This window comes from Micromonospora sp. NPDC048170, assembly GCF_040652795.1.
Lineage (GTDB): Bacteria > Actinomycetota > Actinomycetes > Mycobacteriales > Micromonosporaceae > Micromonospora.
The window spans coordinates 730,906-745,886 of sequence record NZ_JBEZMR010000001.1; the positions used below are offsets into that span (position 1 = coordinate 730,906).

General features: G+C 69.9%; 15 protein-coding genes. 10 read left to right on the top strand and 5 right to left on the bottom strand.

Annotated elements, in window-relative coordinates:
* Nucleotides 1-48: 48 nt before the first annotated feature.
* Complete coding sequence (locus AB0D32_RS03320) at nt 49-1,509, bottom strand: tyrosine-type recombinase/integrase (RefSeq protein WP_357084058.1); 1,461 nt, start codon at nt 1,507-1,509, stop codon at nt 49-51.
* A gap of 214 nt (nt 1,510-1,723) precedes the next feature.
* On the opposite strand from AB0D32_RS03320, the gene AB0D32_RS03325 reads away from it, so the two are divergent.
* Nucleotides 1,724-3,112, top strand: coding sequence for a hypothetical protein (locus AB0D32_RS03325; protein ID WP_357084061.1), 1,389 nt, complete (start codon nt 1,724-1,726; stop codon nt 3,110-3,112).
* 68 nt (nt 3,113-3,180) lie between these two features.
* On the opposite strand, the gene AB0D32_RS03330 is transcribed toward AB0D32_RS03325, so the two are convergent.
* A complete protein-coding gene (locus AB0D32_RS03330) occupies nt 3,181-3,549 on the bottom strand; it encodes a DNA-binding protein (RefSeq protein WP_357084064.1) in 369 nt (122 codons plus the stop codon).
* A 366-nt stretch (nt 3,550-3,915) separates the two neighbouring features.
* Here AB0D32_RS03330 and AB0D32_RS03335 point away from each other — a divergent pair, with 366 nt between their 5' ends.
* Nucleotides 3,916-4,869 carry an HNH endonuclease signature motif containing protein gene (locus AB0D32_RS03335; RefSeq protein WP_357084221.1) on the top strand — a complete coding sequence of 318 codons (954 nt, stop codon included), beginning with the start codon at nt 3,916-3,918 and terminating at the stop codon, nt 4,867-4,869.
* 175 nt (nt 4,870-5,044) lie between these two features.
* Here AB0D32_RS03335 and AB0D32_RS03340 read toward each other — a convergent pair whose 3' ends face one another.
* Together AB0D32_RS03340 and AB0D32_RS03345 are read right to left on the bottom strand one after the other, a co-directional pair.
* Entirely contained in the window at nt 5,045-5,413 is a 369-nt protein-coding gene (locus AB0D32_RS03340; protein WP_357084067.1) for a hypothetical protein, read from the bottom strand.
* A gap of 221 nt (nt 5,414-5,634) precedes the next feature.
* On the bottom strand, nt 5,635-6,588 hold the full coding sequence (locus tag AB0D32_RS03345; RefSeq protein WP_357084224.1) for a DNA methyltransferase: 954 nt from the start codon (nt 6,586-6,588) through the stop codon (nt 5,635-5,637).
* 214 nt (nt 6,589-6,802) lie between these two features.
* Here AB0D32_RS03345 and AB0D32_RS03350 point away from each other — a divergent pair, with 214 nt between their 5' ends.
* On the top strand, nt 6,803-7,108 hold the full coding sequence (locus tag AB0D32_RS03350) for a hypothetical protein (protein ID WP_357084070.1): 306 nt from the start codon (nt 6,803-6,805) through the stop codon (nt 7,106-7,108).
* Complete coding sequence (locus AB0D32_RS03355; RefSeq protein WP_357084072.1) at nt 7,108-7,473, top strand: hypothetical protein; 366 nt, start codon at nt 7,108-7,110, stop codon at nt 7,471-7,473. The genes AB0D32_RS03350 and AB0D32_RS03355 overlap by 1 nt, the downstream gene beginning before the upstream one ends.
* Before the next feature lie 17 nt (nt 7,474-7,490).
* Here AB0D32_RS03355 and AB0D32_RS03360 read toward each other — a convergent pair whose 3' ends face one another.
* Nucleotides 7,491-8,462: a hypothetical protein gene (locus AB0D32_RS03360; RefSeq protein WP_357084075.1), complete on the bottom strand. Its 972-nt coding sequence runs from the start codon at nt 8,460-8,462 to the stop codon at nt 7,491-7,493.
* An 838-nt stretch (nt 8,463-9,300) separates the two neighbouring features.
* On the opposite strand from AB0D32_RS03360, the gene AB0D32_RS03365 reads away from it, so the two are divergent.
* The 6 genes from AB0D32_RS03365 (at nt 9,301) to AB0D32_RS03390 (ending at nt 14,966) form a co-directional block, all read left to right on the top strand.
* Nucleotides 9,301-10,176, top strand: a complete 876-nt coding sequence (locus AB0D32_RS03365) for a hypothetical protein (protein ID WP_357084078.1) — start codon at nt 9,301-9,303, stop codon at nt 10,174-10,176.
* A 143-nt stretch (nt 10,177-10,319) separates the two neighbouring features.
* Nucleotides 10,320-10,466, top strand: coding sequence for a hypothetical protein (locus AB0D32_RS03370; RefSeq protein WP_357084080.1), 147 nt, complete (start codon nt 10,320-10,322; stop codon nt 10,464-10,466).
* A gap of 456 nt (nt 10,467-10,922) precedes the next feature.
* A complete protein-coding gene (locus AB0D32_RS03375) occupies nt 10,923-11,303 on the top strand; it encodes a pilin (RefSeq protein WP_357084081.1) in 381 nt (126 codons plus the stop codon).
* A gap of 5 nt (nt 11,304-11,308) precedes the next feature.
* Entirely contained in the window at nt 11,309-12,220 is a 912-nt protein-coding gene (locus AB0D32_RS03380; RefSeq protein WP_357084084.1) for a conjugal transfer protein TrbL family protein, read from the top strand.
* The gene (locus tag AB0D32_RS03385) at nt 12,217-13,188 is read left to right on the top strand and encodes a PrgI family protein (protein ID WP_357084088.1); all 972 of its coding nucleotides are present in this window, start codon (nt 12,217-12,219) and stop codon (nt 13,186-13,188) included. Before AB0D32_RS03380 ends, AB0D32_RS03385 begins: the two co-directional genes overlap by 4 nt.
* Complete coding sequence (locus AB0D32_RS03390) at nt 13,185-14,966, top strand: DUF87 domain-containing protein (protein ID WP_357084090.1); 1,782 nt, start codon at nt 13,185-13,187, stop codon at nt 14,964-14,966. The genes AB0D32_RS03385 and AB0D32_RS03390 overlap by 4 nt, the downstream gene beginning before the upstream one ends.
* Nucleotides 14,967-14,981 lie beyond the last annotated feature (15 nt).

Here is a 14,981-nt window from a genome sequence, read left to right on the forward strand (position 1 = left end):
CTGGCGCCGCCACCGTGCAGGTCTCGGCCATCGGACTTCTGTCTTCCGTTACGCGGTCTTTGGGCGGCGTCGGTCGATCGTGTTGGCTACCGCGTCGGCGGCGCTGCGGTGCAGATCCTTGGTGACGCTTTGGTAGGTGTCGCGGGTGAGGGTGGTGGTGGAGTGGCCGAGTTGTTCGGCGAGGACTTTGATGTCGACGCCGGCGTCGAGGGCGACGGTCGCGGCGCTGTGGCGTAGGTCGTGCAGCCGGATCGGGGGGAGCCCAGCTTTACGGACGAGTCTGCGGAAGCGTTGGGTGACGGCGTTGGGGTGCCAGGGGTGTCCGTCGGGGCGGACGAAGAACAGGCCGGTGTCGGGCCAGCCAGTACTGGCGGCGAGTTGCCAGGCGGCGCGGCGGGCCTTGTAGGCGGTGAGGACCTTGACGGTGTCGGCGTCGAGTATCAGGTCGCGGTTGCCGGCTCTGCTCTTGGGTGGCTTCTGCACGGCGGTGTAGCCGTGGGTGGCGATCTGGTTGTTGATGGTCGTCTCGCGGCGGTGGAGGCGGACTTCGCTGTCGCGTAGTCCGCATGCCTCACCTCGGCGGGGCCCGCGGTAGGCCATGTAGTGCCACATCGGGTACAGGTCGGGGGCATGAACGGCTGCGTAGTCGAGGAACTGGACGATCTGCGTGTCGGTCCACACCATGACGGGGCCGGGGACCGTCCCGGTGGCCTTCCACCGCTGTACGCGTTCGTCCTCCCACACGATGGGCAGCGGCCGGTTGGCGGGAGTCTTGACCAGGGCTGCGGGGTTGGAGCCGACGATGAGTTCGTCGGCGAGCGCGTCGTTGATCGCCTTCCGTAGGCAGGCGCGGATGCGTTGGCGGGTCGAAGGCCCGGTCGGACGGACACCGGCGACCGTGGCGCGGACGACGGGATCGGTGCTGGCCTTCGCGGCCCGGATCTCCTCGTTGCGGCGCTCGATCGCGGTGAACATGGCGCGGACGTGACCGGTGCGCAGCTTGTCCAAGGGGATCTGGCCGAGGTGCGGGACGAGGTGTACCCGCACTATCGACTCGTAGCCGCGGATGGTGTTGGCGTCGATGGTGAGGTCACTGATCCACTGGGTGAGGTACTCGGCCACGATCGGCATCTGCCCGAGTGGGCCGTCGCCGCGTAGCCGCTGACGCACGCCGTCGATGTCGGGAAGGACGCCGCCGGCGCGGACCGTGGTGTGGAGCAGGTCGGCGATCTCGGTACGGCGGCGGCGGTCGTGTCCGGCGAGCGCGAGGAGCGCGCGGGCGTTGTCGAGTTCGGCGGCGGCGTCGCGTCGACTGTCCAGGCCGGCGCGTCGCAGTTGACGGCGGCGGCCGTCGCCGGTGGGCGGGAGTTCGAGTTGGTAGGCCCAGTGGCCGTGCTCGAAACTCCAGGCCCGGTTCGGACGGCGCAGTTTCGGGCAGGCGTTGCCGAAGGGCTTGCCGGTGTCGGGGTGGCGGCAGCCGCAGCGTTTGAAGATGCTTCCGTCTGGCATGACTGGTAGTGCTCCCGTTCGTCAAGGGATGCGGCATCGGTTTGTCGATCGACATCCACGCGTCATCGGGGGACACGATCAAGTCGCGGCGGGTCCAGGCCGGTGAGGCGAATCCGCACGCGCCGAACCTTGTGGGGTGAAACTCGGGTGCGCGCTGCTTACGGCGCTGGGATCCTGGCCGGTTCGCTTGAGATCGGGCCATGGAGGATGGGCAATGGTGGCGGCAGATGAGCTGGTGGGGTATCGGGTACAGCGCCCACAACTGCATGCGGCAGCGGCACAGTTGATGGCGGCGGTACTCAGCGACCTCGCCGCTGACGACGGGGCCCCGGTGTTCGCGACCGTTCCTGACTTCGGCGAGTGGCACCGCCACGGGCAGGAATCGTTCGTCGCGATCCGGCGCGGCGCCTGGCAGATGCCGGACCGGGTCGCCGACTACCGGTTCCTGGGTACCTCCGCCGAGATGGCGGCGGTGCGCGCCGTCGTCGCCGCCGATGAGGTGCTGCGTGAGCGGGTGGATTGCGTCGTCGGCGTGGAGTTCGCACTCACGCACCGCCGGTTGGGCTGGACGTTGGTACAGCACATCCTGGAACCCATGGTTGCCGCCGTCCGGGGCTACCGGTTCGACCAGGACGCCTTCGATGTCGCGTACAGCAGGCTGGAGGAAGGTCTCCTGGCCACGCGGGCGCGGCTGGTCGAGGCGGTCCCGCTCAACGCTTTCACCCCCACGGCGGGCATCGAGGCGGTCACCTTGCCGGACGGCCTGGTGCTGCAGGCGATGAGCGACCGGCAGATGAGCGCCGCGATCGGCTACCACGCAGTTCCTGTCACCTTCGCCGGCGGCCCGAACTCGGTGACCGTGTCGCGATTCCACCAGTGGGCCCTGACCCGCTGCACCTCGTACCCGGTGTGCTCGTCCGTGGACATGCCCGCGCACCCGACGGCGCCGGTGTTTCCCTCATTGGTCGAGCCAGCCAGCCATCTGGTGACCGCGCTGCGGTTGGTGTGCGGCGGGTCCGTCACGGCGACTCGGGCGATCCGCTGCCAGCCCGACGACGATTTTCCCCAGGGTCTTGGGCCGACGGCGTCACTGTCGGCGTTGCCCGCCTTCGACGAGGAGCGACCGACGATCCTTGGACGAGAACAGGTTGAGGCGGTGCGCGAGGTGTACGGCCTCCTCACGCATCCTGCGGTCCGGGAAAACCGGGGTCTACAGACCGCCCTGCGCCGGCTGGTCCTAGCGGGGGCCGACCGGGTACCGACCGACCGGCTCATCGACCTGATCGTCTGCGCCGAAGTGCTGTTCATCAAACTGCCAGGACTGCCAGAGGATCGCTGGAAGCAGAACAAGGTCGTTGACGGAGCGACCGCGCTCTTGGCAGACGACCCTGTCCTGCAGGCGCCGCCCGAGCGGCTCGAGGCCCTCCTGCGTCTGGGATACCGGATTCGCAACGACGAGATGCACGGCGACGACCCGAGCAGGCGGGAACTGCGCACGCTCACCGGGCAGCCGACGAGTGACCTGTCAGCCGTCGTGGATGACATCGAGCAGGTGTTGCGCCGCGCCCTGGTCCGGCTCCTCTCCGGCGTCGTCAAGCAGTAGTCGGCGCGACTGCACCGGCACGGCGTACGGAGCCGTGCCGGTGCACAGGGCGTACTACCCGGGCGGGGTCAAGGCGTAGGGCTGCAGCCCGTGGTGTCCCTGTCCCCGCCCGAATACCCGCCGTCCTCGTCGGCATCCGCCCTGTCGGTGTCGTCAGCTGTCGATACCGGTGGGGACTCGAGGTGCAGTTTCCGCAGGATCGGGGCGGTCGGCACGCGGTAGTACGCGCCGGCCCGGAACAGTGGCACCGGGAAGGCGTCGCGAGCGGCCAGCTTGTAGGCCGCCGAGCGGGAGATGCCGAGGATGGCGGCGGCGGTGGCGAGGTCCGTGGTCGCCCCGAGTGCCAGGATGCGCTCGGTGGTCCAGGTACAGGGGGCGCCGTCGCTGCCTGGGTTGGCGGCGGGGGCGGGGTTGCGAGTTCGTCGTGCTGATCGCATGGGCTTGACTCCTACTCTCGGACTCCAGTTGCAGGGGTCAGTGGGGTCCTGCATTTCAGACGAGGGCTGGCTCTCCGCAGGCGCCACCCATCGGAATGGCGGTGCGCGCTCGAAGGTGAGGCTGTGAAGGCACGCGGCAGCCCCAGATCGGGGTCGGTGACGTGGCCTGGGTCGAGGCCCATGAGCCACTCCACGAACGGCGGCGCGAGGACGGGTTCGCCGTGCCGGCCGGTCTGCGTGGTTTCCGGCGCGGGCCGGCTGAGCAGCAGCTCCCGCGGGCGTCCGCGGGCTTGGCGCTTTTCATAGTGTCGCACCCACCCGCTACGTTGCTCTCCGGTGGACGCGGAGGGGAGGCGAACCGTGACCATGGCTGATGGTCCGCCGAAGGCGTGGCTGATGCTGGCTGTCGGTACGGATCGACAGCATGGTGGCAATGACGGCTACGACGACGACCCCGACGTTCACTACAGCTGGGACGACACCGTTCCGAACGCCCGCACCGTAGCTATCGGCGATCGGATCGTCCTCTGGGACAAGGAAGCGGTCATTGGCGCCTCCGTAATCGAGGAGATCGAGACGGGCTGGGCGGAGAAGGTCCTCTACCGGTGCCCCTACTGCAACGGGGCGAACATCAAGAGACGCAAACGCGAATCGCCCCGGTTCAGGTGTTTCCCGTGCTCTGACACCTTCGACGTCGCTTCGACGCGCGTTGAACGTGTTGAAACCTTTAGGTCGCGTCATGACGCCAACTGGGTTGATCTCGGGCGCTGCCTCGACGGACAAACCCTGCGCAGCCTATGTGTTTCCCCCAAGTCACAGCTCAGCATGCGGCCGCTGCGCTGGGACGCATTTACTGAGGTACTGCGCACCGTTGGCAAGGCGCGGGGCGCGGCATTCCTCGACGAGGCGACTCCATGGGTGCAATCGCGTCCGAGTGGGCACCGCCAGGCAAGGGTACGCGTTCGCGTGGGACAGGGCGGGTTCAGGGAACGCCTGCTCGCGACGCAGGGGCCCGTATGTGCCTTCACCGGGCCCGGTCCCGCCGCAGCACTCGAAGCGGCGCATCTGTACAGCTATGCAGCGATTGGCCAGCACCACGACGACGGTGGTCTGCTGCTGAGGCGGGATGTCCACCGGCTCTTTGATCAAGGCGACATCGCCGTGGACCCGCACACCTTGACCATCAGCCTGCGGGAGGAACTGCTCACGTATCCGGGCTACGCACCTCTGCATGGCCAGCCGCTTGCGACAAAGCTGGACCGCGGACATGTGGCCTGGATCGAGAAGCACTGGGGGCAGCACCGCCCTGATGCCCGGTAAGCAATGGCCAGGCTCTGCGTGATCCTAGCGGCCTTCCACGCCGCGAGACCGGGCCAGATCCGCACACTGAACCTCGACGACGCCGATCTCGCCAAGCGACGGATCGCCATCGCCGGTAACAGTCGCCCGCTCGACAATCTCGTGCCACTGCCCATGCGACGAGCTTTTTCCCAACTTAGGCTTGCTCGCCGTGGAGCGTGAAGTCCGAGATGGCGGCGAGCAGCTCGCCCGACACGTACCACGGATTCTTCGTGCTGCCGACGATCTCGATGAGGATCGCGTCGTCGTCGCGAGCAAGCACACGGAACTCGTCGCCGGTCCGGAGCGTCAGGCCCCCGCCGGCGTCGGCGTCCTCGGCGACGCGGTAAACCCGCGACTTGGCTGCGGCTTCGGCGCGCGCGTCGAGCGTTCGCCTTATGGACCTACTTGTCCTGACGACGGCCTTTACGCCAACCTCGCCACCCTTGTAGGCGAGAGCACCTCCGGCGGCAACCGCGAGGATGAGCGCGCGCGGTCCGCCGATCTTCTTGGCGATGGTCGTCATGACTTGGTAGTCGGCCCACTTGGCCACGAGCGCCCCCGTCGAGTTCGAGTCAGCGTGAGCGTAGCCGGTCCAATCAAAGGAGTTCGCGGATCCACTGTGCACAGCCGAGCTCGGCGTAGTTCACCAACCTCTCAGGTGGATGCGCACCCGGGTGCGCCGATGGCATGATGAGCCCATCGGCTACCCGGATTCGCCGTGTGAACACTAGGTTCGCCTGGACTTCAGGACTTTTGGCCCTTAATGAACACGAGGACGTCTTCGTGCGCGATCAGGTGCATGGGGGTGCCGGCCGCCCGTGCCTTGCGTACAGCCTGGAGTTGGAAGAACGACGGCCGGGCGACGAGCCCGCCGTCGCGGACGGCGGCGAGCAGCGCCACGCAACGGTCGACGGGGGTGAGACCGGCCCGGATACCGGCGCCGATGACGGCCGACGGGAGGTCGACCAGTTCGCCGTGCTTGCGCCACGGTCGGGCGGTCACGACGACGACCCCACCGGGGCGCAGGAGGGTGTGGCAGCCGGAGAGGATCTGGGCGAACCCGTCGGCGAGCCCGGTGAGGTCGCGGTAGGCAAGGTTCCCGCGGTCGGTGCCGTCGTTGTAGGCGTTGTCGAACTTGGCCACGCCGTCGGTACCGGGCCGGACCAGGCCGTGCACGGTCGGCCCGTACGGCGGGGAGGTCACCACTAGGGCGACCTGCCCGGTCAGGGCCGCCGGCACCAGCGACAGGATGCTGGTGGCGTCGCCGCGGATGACGCCAGCCCGGCCGGTAGCGCCCTGGGTGTGGGCGTGCTTGATGTTGGCGTCGGCGATGTTGGACCAGCGCGACTCGTACTCCACCCCGATCGCGTCCCGGCCGGCGTGGATCGCCTCGACCAGGGTCGTGCCGATCCCACACATCGGGTCGAGCACCAAGTCCCCGGGCGCGGTGTAGGCGGTGACGGCGTGCGCGGCGATCGCCGGGAGCATCCGCGCCGGGTGCTGCACCGACTCGCGTACGTACCGACCTCGACGCTGGACCGGGCCGGTGGCCTGCGCGGTCGCCCACACCGACAGGCCCTCCGGGCCGGGAGTAGCCCGATGACGTCCGATCGGGTTGGCGCTCGTGAAGGCAGTCGGCGTGCTTCGCTCGTTGGGGTCGCCGACGGCGTCTGCGCGGTGCTTAGCCAAGGCGACCATCTCCCTCGCGCCCGCCCTGTCGACGCGGGGCGTGGCGCTGGCTCTGTGCGACATCCCGCGGGTTCGTTTCGGGGGCGAGTGCGCGTGCGGTTGCCCAGTATGGGAATTCGCCGATCTCAGCCGTACGCGGTGGTCCGACGCAACTTCGGGTTTTCTGAAGCGTTTGCATGATGGTTGGCCCTTCGGCATGCGAGGTGAAGGCGGAGGACTCGGGTTGGCGCTGGCAGCGGTGCGGGATCTGCGGGAGCACCGCGGGCTGGCAAGCGCGGCCGAGCTGGAGGCGTTCGAGACCGACGTGCTGGCCGGGTTCGTGTTGGCGCGGGCGTCGGCGGGGCTGGCAGACTCGATCACCGGCGGCGGCGATCCACTGCACCTGGCCGAGGTCTTCGGTATCAGTGACAGCGCCGCGATTCGCTACGCCGACGTGGCACGCCAGCTGCTGCAAACCACCGCCGAACTGCAACCAGGTAGCGACCACAACCAGAGCTCGACGACGTCCGACCTGCCTAGGGTTGATTGATGGACCGGCGCATCGACCTGAGCAACGTCGACCTGGATCGGGTGGCCACCCTCATTGCCGAGCGCCGGCCCACCTGGCTGGCGCAAGGGCTCACCGTGCACGCGCCAACGTGGATGGACAACGACGTCGAATGGCCCGCGCCGCTGCTGACGGACCGCGCCGACGCTCGTCGACCCATGTCCCTTGGTCTCCGGATCAGCCGCGAGGATCCCTACGCCGAGGCGGTGTTCGTGCTTTACGCCGGCGGATGGGCCGACATCGACCACGTCGCGGCGGGGAGCAACGACGTGGCCAGCGAGTACGTCGAGTTCGAGGACGCCGAGCAGTTCGGCCCTCTGCTGGATCGCGTCGTCGCGCAGCTCTAGCCAGGCCAGAGGCAAGTTCACGATGAACCCCCGGGTCCGCTCGCGCTGGACCCGCCCAACGAACCCTCGAGTTCGTCCTGAGATTGGGTCGGTTTCCGTGAACTCGCGGGGAACGGGTGTGGGGTGAAGACCATCAGGTCGGCGTGCACCCGCAGGTGGGCGACCGACCACTGCTCGGGGTTGGCGTAGGCCAGGGTGAGCAGTTCCTCGTCGGTGCCGTGGTAGTAGACGAACTGGTCGCCGTCGGTGTCGGCCTCGACGGCGACGATGTGCTGCAGGTAGCCCAGTCCGGCCCGGCTGGCGGCGGCCACGAGCGGCCCGAAGTCCTCCGGGGTGGGCTGCGTACCGACGGGTGCGCCGGCGACGAGGACGAGGCAGCCGCCGGGGCGCAGGAGCCGCGCGCAGGCGGCGAGGAGCCAGGCGAGCCGGACCCGGGCGGTCGTGTCGGCCTCGTGCAGCGGCCAGGAGGCGACCACCAGGCTGGTGGCCGCGTCCAGCGGACCGTCGTCGGGCGGCCGGACGACCGCGGCGTCGGTGCCGGGCAGGTCGGGGTCGGTGAGGTCGTCGCCGAACCAGTCGACCAGCTCGGGCGGGTCCTGCGCGTCACCGGCCTCCGGCTCGCCGGGCGCGGTGAGCGGGTTGGTCTCGGTTCTGGCCGCCGGCAGGCCGGCGGTGGCGGGTCCGATGATCAGGCTGGAGCTGTCGGTGAACCAGGCTCGGTGGTGCTGGCGACCGCCCTTGGCGCAGATCGGGGCCAGGACATGGTCGGTGGTGAGGTCGACCACCGCCTCCCCGGGCCGGCTGTAGGCGGCGACGAGGCGATAGGCCAGACGGGTGGGCAGGCTGGTGTGCGGGTCGGCGTCGGTACGGGCCGTGCGCCATACCGTGATCGGTACCGGCGGGTCGCCGGCGATCAGGTCGATGAGTGTGGAGTCGGCCAACTCGGTGTGGTCGGCCTGGTGGTGCGGGTGCGGCGTGTGCTCGCTCATGTGGTGTCGGCTCCGCGCCGCGCCATGAAGCGCTGACACCCCCAAACCGCGCTTTGTGAGCCCTGGCGAACACTTGCCGAACCCACAGGCGCTCACAGCGCTCGGTTCGGCACCGGCTTGTCCTGCTTTTCGTCGTCTTGTCTGGTGCTCGCGACGTATGGACAGCCATCGGCAGCCGCCTACGCGACGGGACCGGCTTAATCCCCGCCCGCCTTCTGTCAGTGACGCTGTGCCACTAACAGAAGGCGCTGGCGGGTGCCGACGTCGGTGCGGAGGACGCTTCGGGCGTCGACGTGGACAAGGGCGTTGACCAGCACTGTGAGACGTCATCGAGCGCCGCGTGCCAGGCCGGCGTCATCGATGCGGCGTCGCCTGTCACAGGTTGCAGGATGTCCAGCGGTGACAGCTTGCCCGGGACTGCCACGGGAACGTCGAGAGTCCGCGCGGGCCGTCGGCGTCGAGCGGTGACAGTGGCGCTGTGAGCCGACCGGGTTGTCACTTCAAGGCCGTGCGAGTCGCCTGTGCGGTCGTCCACGCCGTCTCGCGGGTCGCGGTGTGAAGCCTGTGCCACCGCCTCCGCACCGCGCGGTCACAGGCTCTGTCAGGGTTTCACAGGGCAGGTCAACCGGCCTTTGCCAAACTCCAAGCCAGCGATAGGCGGCGATGGCACGCCGTGCGGGCGGCCCTCTGACAGAGGCCCGGTCGAGGGCGCCGAACAGCGCCCGGAGCAGCTCTGTCAGTTCCTTGTGAGTCGTCTGTGGCGCAATCGATGCCACCGGTCGCCGTGGCAACGCCGGCGACGGCATTCACATCCCTTCGGTGTCACAGGAGTGTTGACATGAGCGTGTCCGCTACGAACTGGCCGGCTTCCGCCCTCGACGCGGCAGAGACCGCCTTCGCCGCGCTGACCTGCGAGCCCGCGCCGCTGGCTCTCGACTGCACGGTGTTCTTCTCCGACGCGGGTCTGCCGCAGCCGGTGATGCCGCTGCCCGCGCTGCGGGACTGGCTGTTGCGACACCCCCGCGCCTACACGGCGCGTGACGAGGTGTGGCGGGAGCTGATCCGGCGTGCCCGGCTCGACGGGCCGCACTGGGTCGTCGCCGCGGTCGGCATGGCGTTGCCGGCGCTGCAGCAGTACGCGGCCCGATTGTGCGAGGGCTACGACGGCGACCCGGCGGACGTGGACGCTGAAATCCTCACCGGGTTTCTCACCGCGCTACGCGACCGGGCGGACCTGACCAAACCCGCGCCGTACGCGAGCCTGTGCAAGGCGGCGTGGCGAGCCGGGCGGGACCTGCGGCTGCAGCGGCAGGAGTTCCTGCCGGTGGAGGACATCGAGCACGTCGCCCCCGGTTCCCGCACTCCCCGGGTGCCGTACGGGCATCCGGACCTGCTGGTCCGCCGCGCGGTGACCCTCGGGATCCTCGACCCCGAGGACGAGCAGCCCTACATCGACGTGCGGCTCGGGCGCCGGGCGATCGAACCCATCGCCGCCGCGAACGGCGTCAGCGTCGACGCCCTGCGCATGCGGCTGTCACGCATCGACAGCCGCATCGCCGAGGCCCTCGCCGACGGGCTGCTGACCGGCGTCGCGTCGCCGGAGAGCATGGCGCGACTGCGGCAGCGGGCCGAGCAGCGCGGTCGGCGCCGGGCCGGACGTGCCGCAGCCGCCCGCCGCGAAGCCTCTCGGCAGCACGCTGCGGCAGCCGCCTAACCATCCAGCGGAGACGGCTGTGGCCCGACGTTGCGCGTCGGGCCACAGCCGTTTCTGCGTGCCGGGTGCCCGTTCTCGGTGGCGCTGCATCGGGGGCAGCGCGCTGCGCTGACAGCAAATTGACGGAGAGAACGAGCGCAGGATTGCTGGTCGACCTGACCGCCGTGGTGACGTTCTGCGGCGGGGTGCCGCTCGGCTGTCTCCTCCGCTCCCGCGATCAGGACCTGTCCGCCGTCGTCCTGAGCACCCGGATCGGGGCGAACCGATGCGGCGGTTGCCAAGGGCTGTGAGCCCCGGCGGCACTCACACCGCTCACGGACAGCCGGTTCCGTTCCGGCTGTGAGGCCACGTCCGCCGGCCGCGCTGTCGTCGATGGAACAAGCCTTGACCTGCTCTGTGAGCCCTCGCCGGAGCGGTGTGAGCGCGGCAAGTGTTCGCCAGGGCTCACAAATCCCGGTTTGGGGGTGCGGGACTTTTGGCGAGCCGTACAGCTCGCCGGTCCCGCCCGCCGCCGGGCGACACGAGGAGCCGCGATCCGCGCGCCTCGGGTGCCGCGCCAATTGATGCGCTGACACCACATTGATGACCGCAACCCACCCATGAGGGAGGACGAGCTCCTCCCGGGGCTCACGCGGTTCGTGCCTTCTTCACCTGCGCCCGGCGGCGGTCCCATCGGACCGCTTCGAGCAATCGCCGCCCCCGGTCACACCTGTTCGTGGCCGGGGCGCGGCGGGAGGTGAACCGCAATGTCCCGCACCCCACATCACACTCTCCGAATCCCGCGAGTCGTTCGTCTCGCACTCCGTGTCGCCGTACCGCTGGCCGGCGTCGGCCTGTCGCTCGCCGTCCCGGCCGCCGCGTACGCCGATCCGGGCGGCGCCGTCTACCTGGCGGCGAACTCGCTGCCGGTGGTGATCGCCAACCTGCAGACCTGGGTCATGGGCATCCTGGCCGCCATCGCCACCCTCTTCCTCGTCCTGGCCGGCGTGTACTGGGCCACCGCCGGTGGTGACCCGTCGCAGGTCGAGAAAGCCAAACTCGCCCTGCGCAACGCGCTGATCGGCTACGGCCTGGCCGTCCTCGCACCGATCCTGCTGCAGGTCATCCAGGGCATCGTCGGGGGCTGATCGTCATGGCATGGGTCCTCGACCAGGTCCTTGATTGGCTCACCAAAGCGATCCTGGCCTGCCTCACCGCGATCTTCGACCTCATCACCAGCATTCTGCTCACCACACCGAAGGTCACCGCGCTACCGCAGGTGCAGGCGCTCACCGGCCGGTCGGTCTGGATCGTGGACACCGTCTTCGTGTTGGCGTTCGTCGCCGCCGGCGTGCTCGTCATGGTCGCCGGCGGCGGCGAACAATCCCGGTACACGGTCAAGGACCTCCTACCGAGACTGGTCGTCGGGTTCACCGCCGCGCACTTCTCCCAGCTGGCCTGCGACCAGCTCATCGATCTCGCCAACGCCCTGACCGCGGCGATCAGCGAGGGCGGCTACGACGGCGACGGCGCGTTCACCGCGATCCAGACCCACCTCGCGGCGGCACAGGACCGCACCGTCCCGCTGCTGTTCCTCGTCCTGATCCTCATCATCACCGTCCTGGTCGTGACGACCGCGTTCCAGCTGATCGGCCGGTTCGTGGCGCTGCTGGTGATGACGAGCATCGCGCCGCTGGCGCTGGCCTGCCACGCACTGCCACAGACCGACGGCCTCGCCCGGCTGTGGTGGCGCGCCTACGCCGGATGCCTGGCGATACCCGTCGCCCAGGCGTTCTTCCTCACCGCGGGGGAGCAGACACTGCTCAACCCGTCGACCATGCTGCCCGTGTTCGGCCTACCCGTCGACCCGGGCGGCACGCTGAATCTCCTGGTCGTGGTGGTGCTGCTCTGGACCACCGTCAAGATCCCCGGGCTGATGGCCCGCTGGGCGGGCCAGACCGGAGGCGGCACGAACGCACTCGGCGCGGTCGTCCGCGTCGTCGTGATGCAGCAACTCACCCGCACCGTCCCCGGCCTGAACACCCTTCGGAGGACCATCAAATGACCCGACCCGAGTCCGAAGCGCCCATCAGGGCGCGGATGCCCGCCGACGTCGACACACCTGACAAGGTCGCCTACGGTCTGACGTTCCACCAGCTGGCGATCGTCGCCGTCGGCGTGCTCATCTTCTACGGCGCGTGGCGCACGCTGCACCACGTCGTACCGACTCCGGTCCTCGCCGGGGCTGGTGTCGTGCTCGGCGGGCTGGTTATCGGTCTGGCGCTCGGCCGCCGAGACGGCCTGCCCATGGATGTGTGGCTGCTGCACGCGATCCGCCACACACGCACCCCCCGCTCGCTGTCCGCCGCGACCGTCGCGGCGGATTCCGGATCGCCGGTCTGGGTCGAGACACCCAAGAGCGCAAGGATGCCGCTGCCGGCGCCGTTGCGGCTGCCCGCCGATGCCATCGACGACGACGGGGAGATCAGCCTTGACGGGGCCCGGGCGGCGATTGTCGGCACCACCACGGTGAACCTCGCGCTGCGCACTCCGGACGAGCAGGCGGCCCTCATCGAGGGTTGGGGTCGGTGGCTCAACAGCCTGTCGACGCCGACGCAGATCGTTGTTTCCGCGCAGCCGGTCGACCTGGCCTCGCACAGTCGGGCCCTGGCCGCCGCCGCGGACGCCCAACCGCATCCGCGGTTGCGGGCGGCGTGCGTCGATCACGCCGAGTTCCTCGGCGACCTCGCCGCCCGGCGGGATCCGCTGCGTCGGCAGGTACTGGTCGTCACCCGTACGGCGGCCGGAGAGCGGACCCCACACACCGCCATGCGCCGTGGCGATGACACCGTCCGGGCGCTGTCCGGCCTCGGCGTCAGCCCACGCGTGCTGGACGCTGCGGCGGTCACCGCCGCCCTGACCTGCGCAGCCGACCCGTACCGGCCGCCACGTCCGGGCGGCCTGGCCGCCCCGGACGCCATCATCACCGCGGCCACCCCATCGCGTACCCGCACGAAGAGGAAGAAGCCGTGATCAGAAGAAGACAGTCCGGCGGCGACGGCGCACAGCCGCAGCCGGCCTCGGTAGCGTCGGCGGTCGCGCCGGCCGCCGTCGAGGTCACGCCCCGGTGGCTGCGCGTCGGCGACGGCTTCGCCGCCACCCTGGTGGTGACCGGCTATCCGGCCGAGGTTGGCCCGGCGTGGCTGGAGCCGCTGCTGTCCTGGCCGGGCCGCCTCGACCTCGCCCTGTACATCGAGCCGCTGCCGGCGCCGATCGCCGCGTCCCGGCTGCGCAAGCAACGGGCCCGGCTGGAGTCGTCCCGGCGGGCCGACTCCGAGCGCGGCAAGCTGGCCGACCCCTACGTCGACGCCGCCGCCCACGACGCCGGTGACCTCGCCGAACGACTGGCCAGAGGCGCGGCGAAACTGTTCCGCGTCGGCTTGTACCTGACCGTGCACGCCCGCACCGAGAGCGAACTGGTAGAGGCCTGCGCCCAGGTCCGGGCCGCCGCCGCGTCGACTCTCATCGAGGTGCAGCCCGCGACCTGGCGGCAGCTTCCCGGCTGGACCACCACCCTGCCCCTCGCCACCGACGGGCTGCGGATGCTGCGCACCATGGACACCCAGGCCCTCGCCGCCGCCTTCCCCCTGTCCAGCCCGGACCTGCCCGCCCCGCTACCCGGCGACCCGCCGACCACCGGCGGCGTCCTCTACGGCGTCAACCCGGCCAGCGCCGGCATCGTCTGGTGGGACCGCTGGGCGCAGGAGAACCACAACTCGATCGTCCTCGCGCGCTCGGGAGCCGGGAAGTCGTACTTCGTGAAGCTGGAGATCCTGCGCAACCTCTACCAGGACGTGCAGGTCGCGGTGGTGGACCCCGAGGACGAGTACCTGCGACTGGCCGACGCGGTCGGCGGCAGCATCGTCCGGTTGGGCCTGCCCGACGTGAAGATCAACCCCCTGGACCTACCGGTCGGCGACCGGCGTCCCGACGTCCTCACCCGCCGCGGCTTGTTCCTGCACACGTTGATCAGCGTGCTGCTCGGACAGCAGCCACCACCGGCGGAGCGAGCCGCCCTCGACCGGGCGATTCTCGCCGTCTACCGGGCCGCCGGAATCACCGCCGACCCGGCCACGCACCACCGACCCGCGCCGCTGCTGCGCGACCTGGCCGAGACGCTGCGCGCCGACGACGATCCCGCCGCCGTGAACCTGGCCGCCCGGCTTACACCGTGGGTGCAGGGCAGCTTCGCCGACCTGTTCGACGCACCGACCACCCAGGCGCCGGTCGGGCACCTGGTCGTGTGGTCGCTACGGCACCTGCCCGACGAACTGCGCACCGTCGGCACCCTGCTCGCGCTCGACTCGATCTGGCGCACGGTCGACGCCCCCACCCGTCCGTCGCAGCGGCGGCTCGTGGTCGTCGACGAGGCGTGGCTGTTGATGCGAGACGGCGAGGGCGCCCGCTTCCTGTTCCGGATGAGCAAGGCGGCACGCAAGCGCAACGCCGGGCTGACCGTGGTCACCCAGGACGCCGCCGACGTGCTGAGCACCGATCTCGGCCAGGCGGTGGTGTCCAACGCCTCCACCCAGGTGCTGCTGCGGCAGGCGCCGCAGGCCATCGACGCCGTCGGGGAGGCGTTCGGGCTCACCGGCGGCGAGCGCCGGCTGTTGTTGTCGGCCCGCCGTGGCCAGGGCCTGTTGATCTCCGGGGTGAACAGGACCAGCTTCGAATCGATCTCCTCTGACGCGGAGCACGCGCTGGCGACCACTGACCCGGCCGACCTCGATGAGGAAGAAGAGGACTTGTGACACCACCGACCGAAG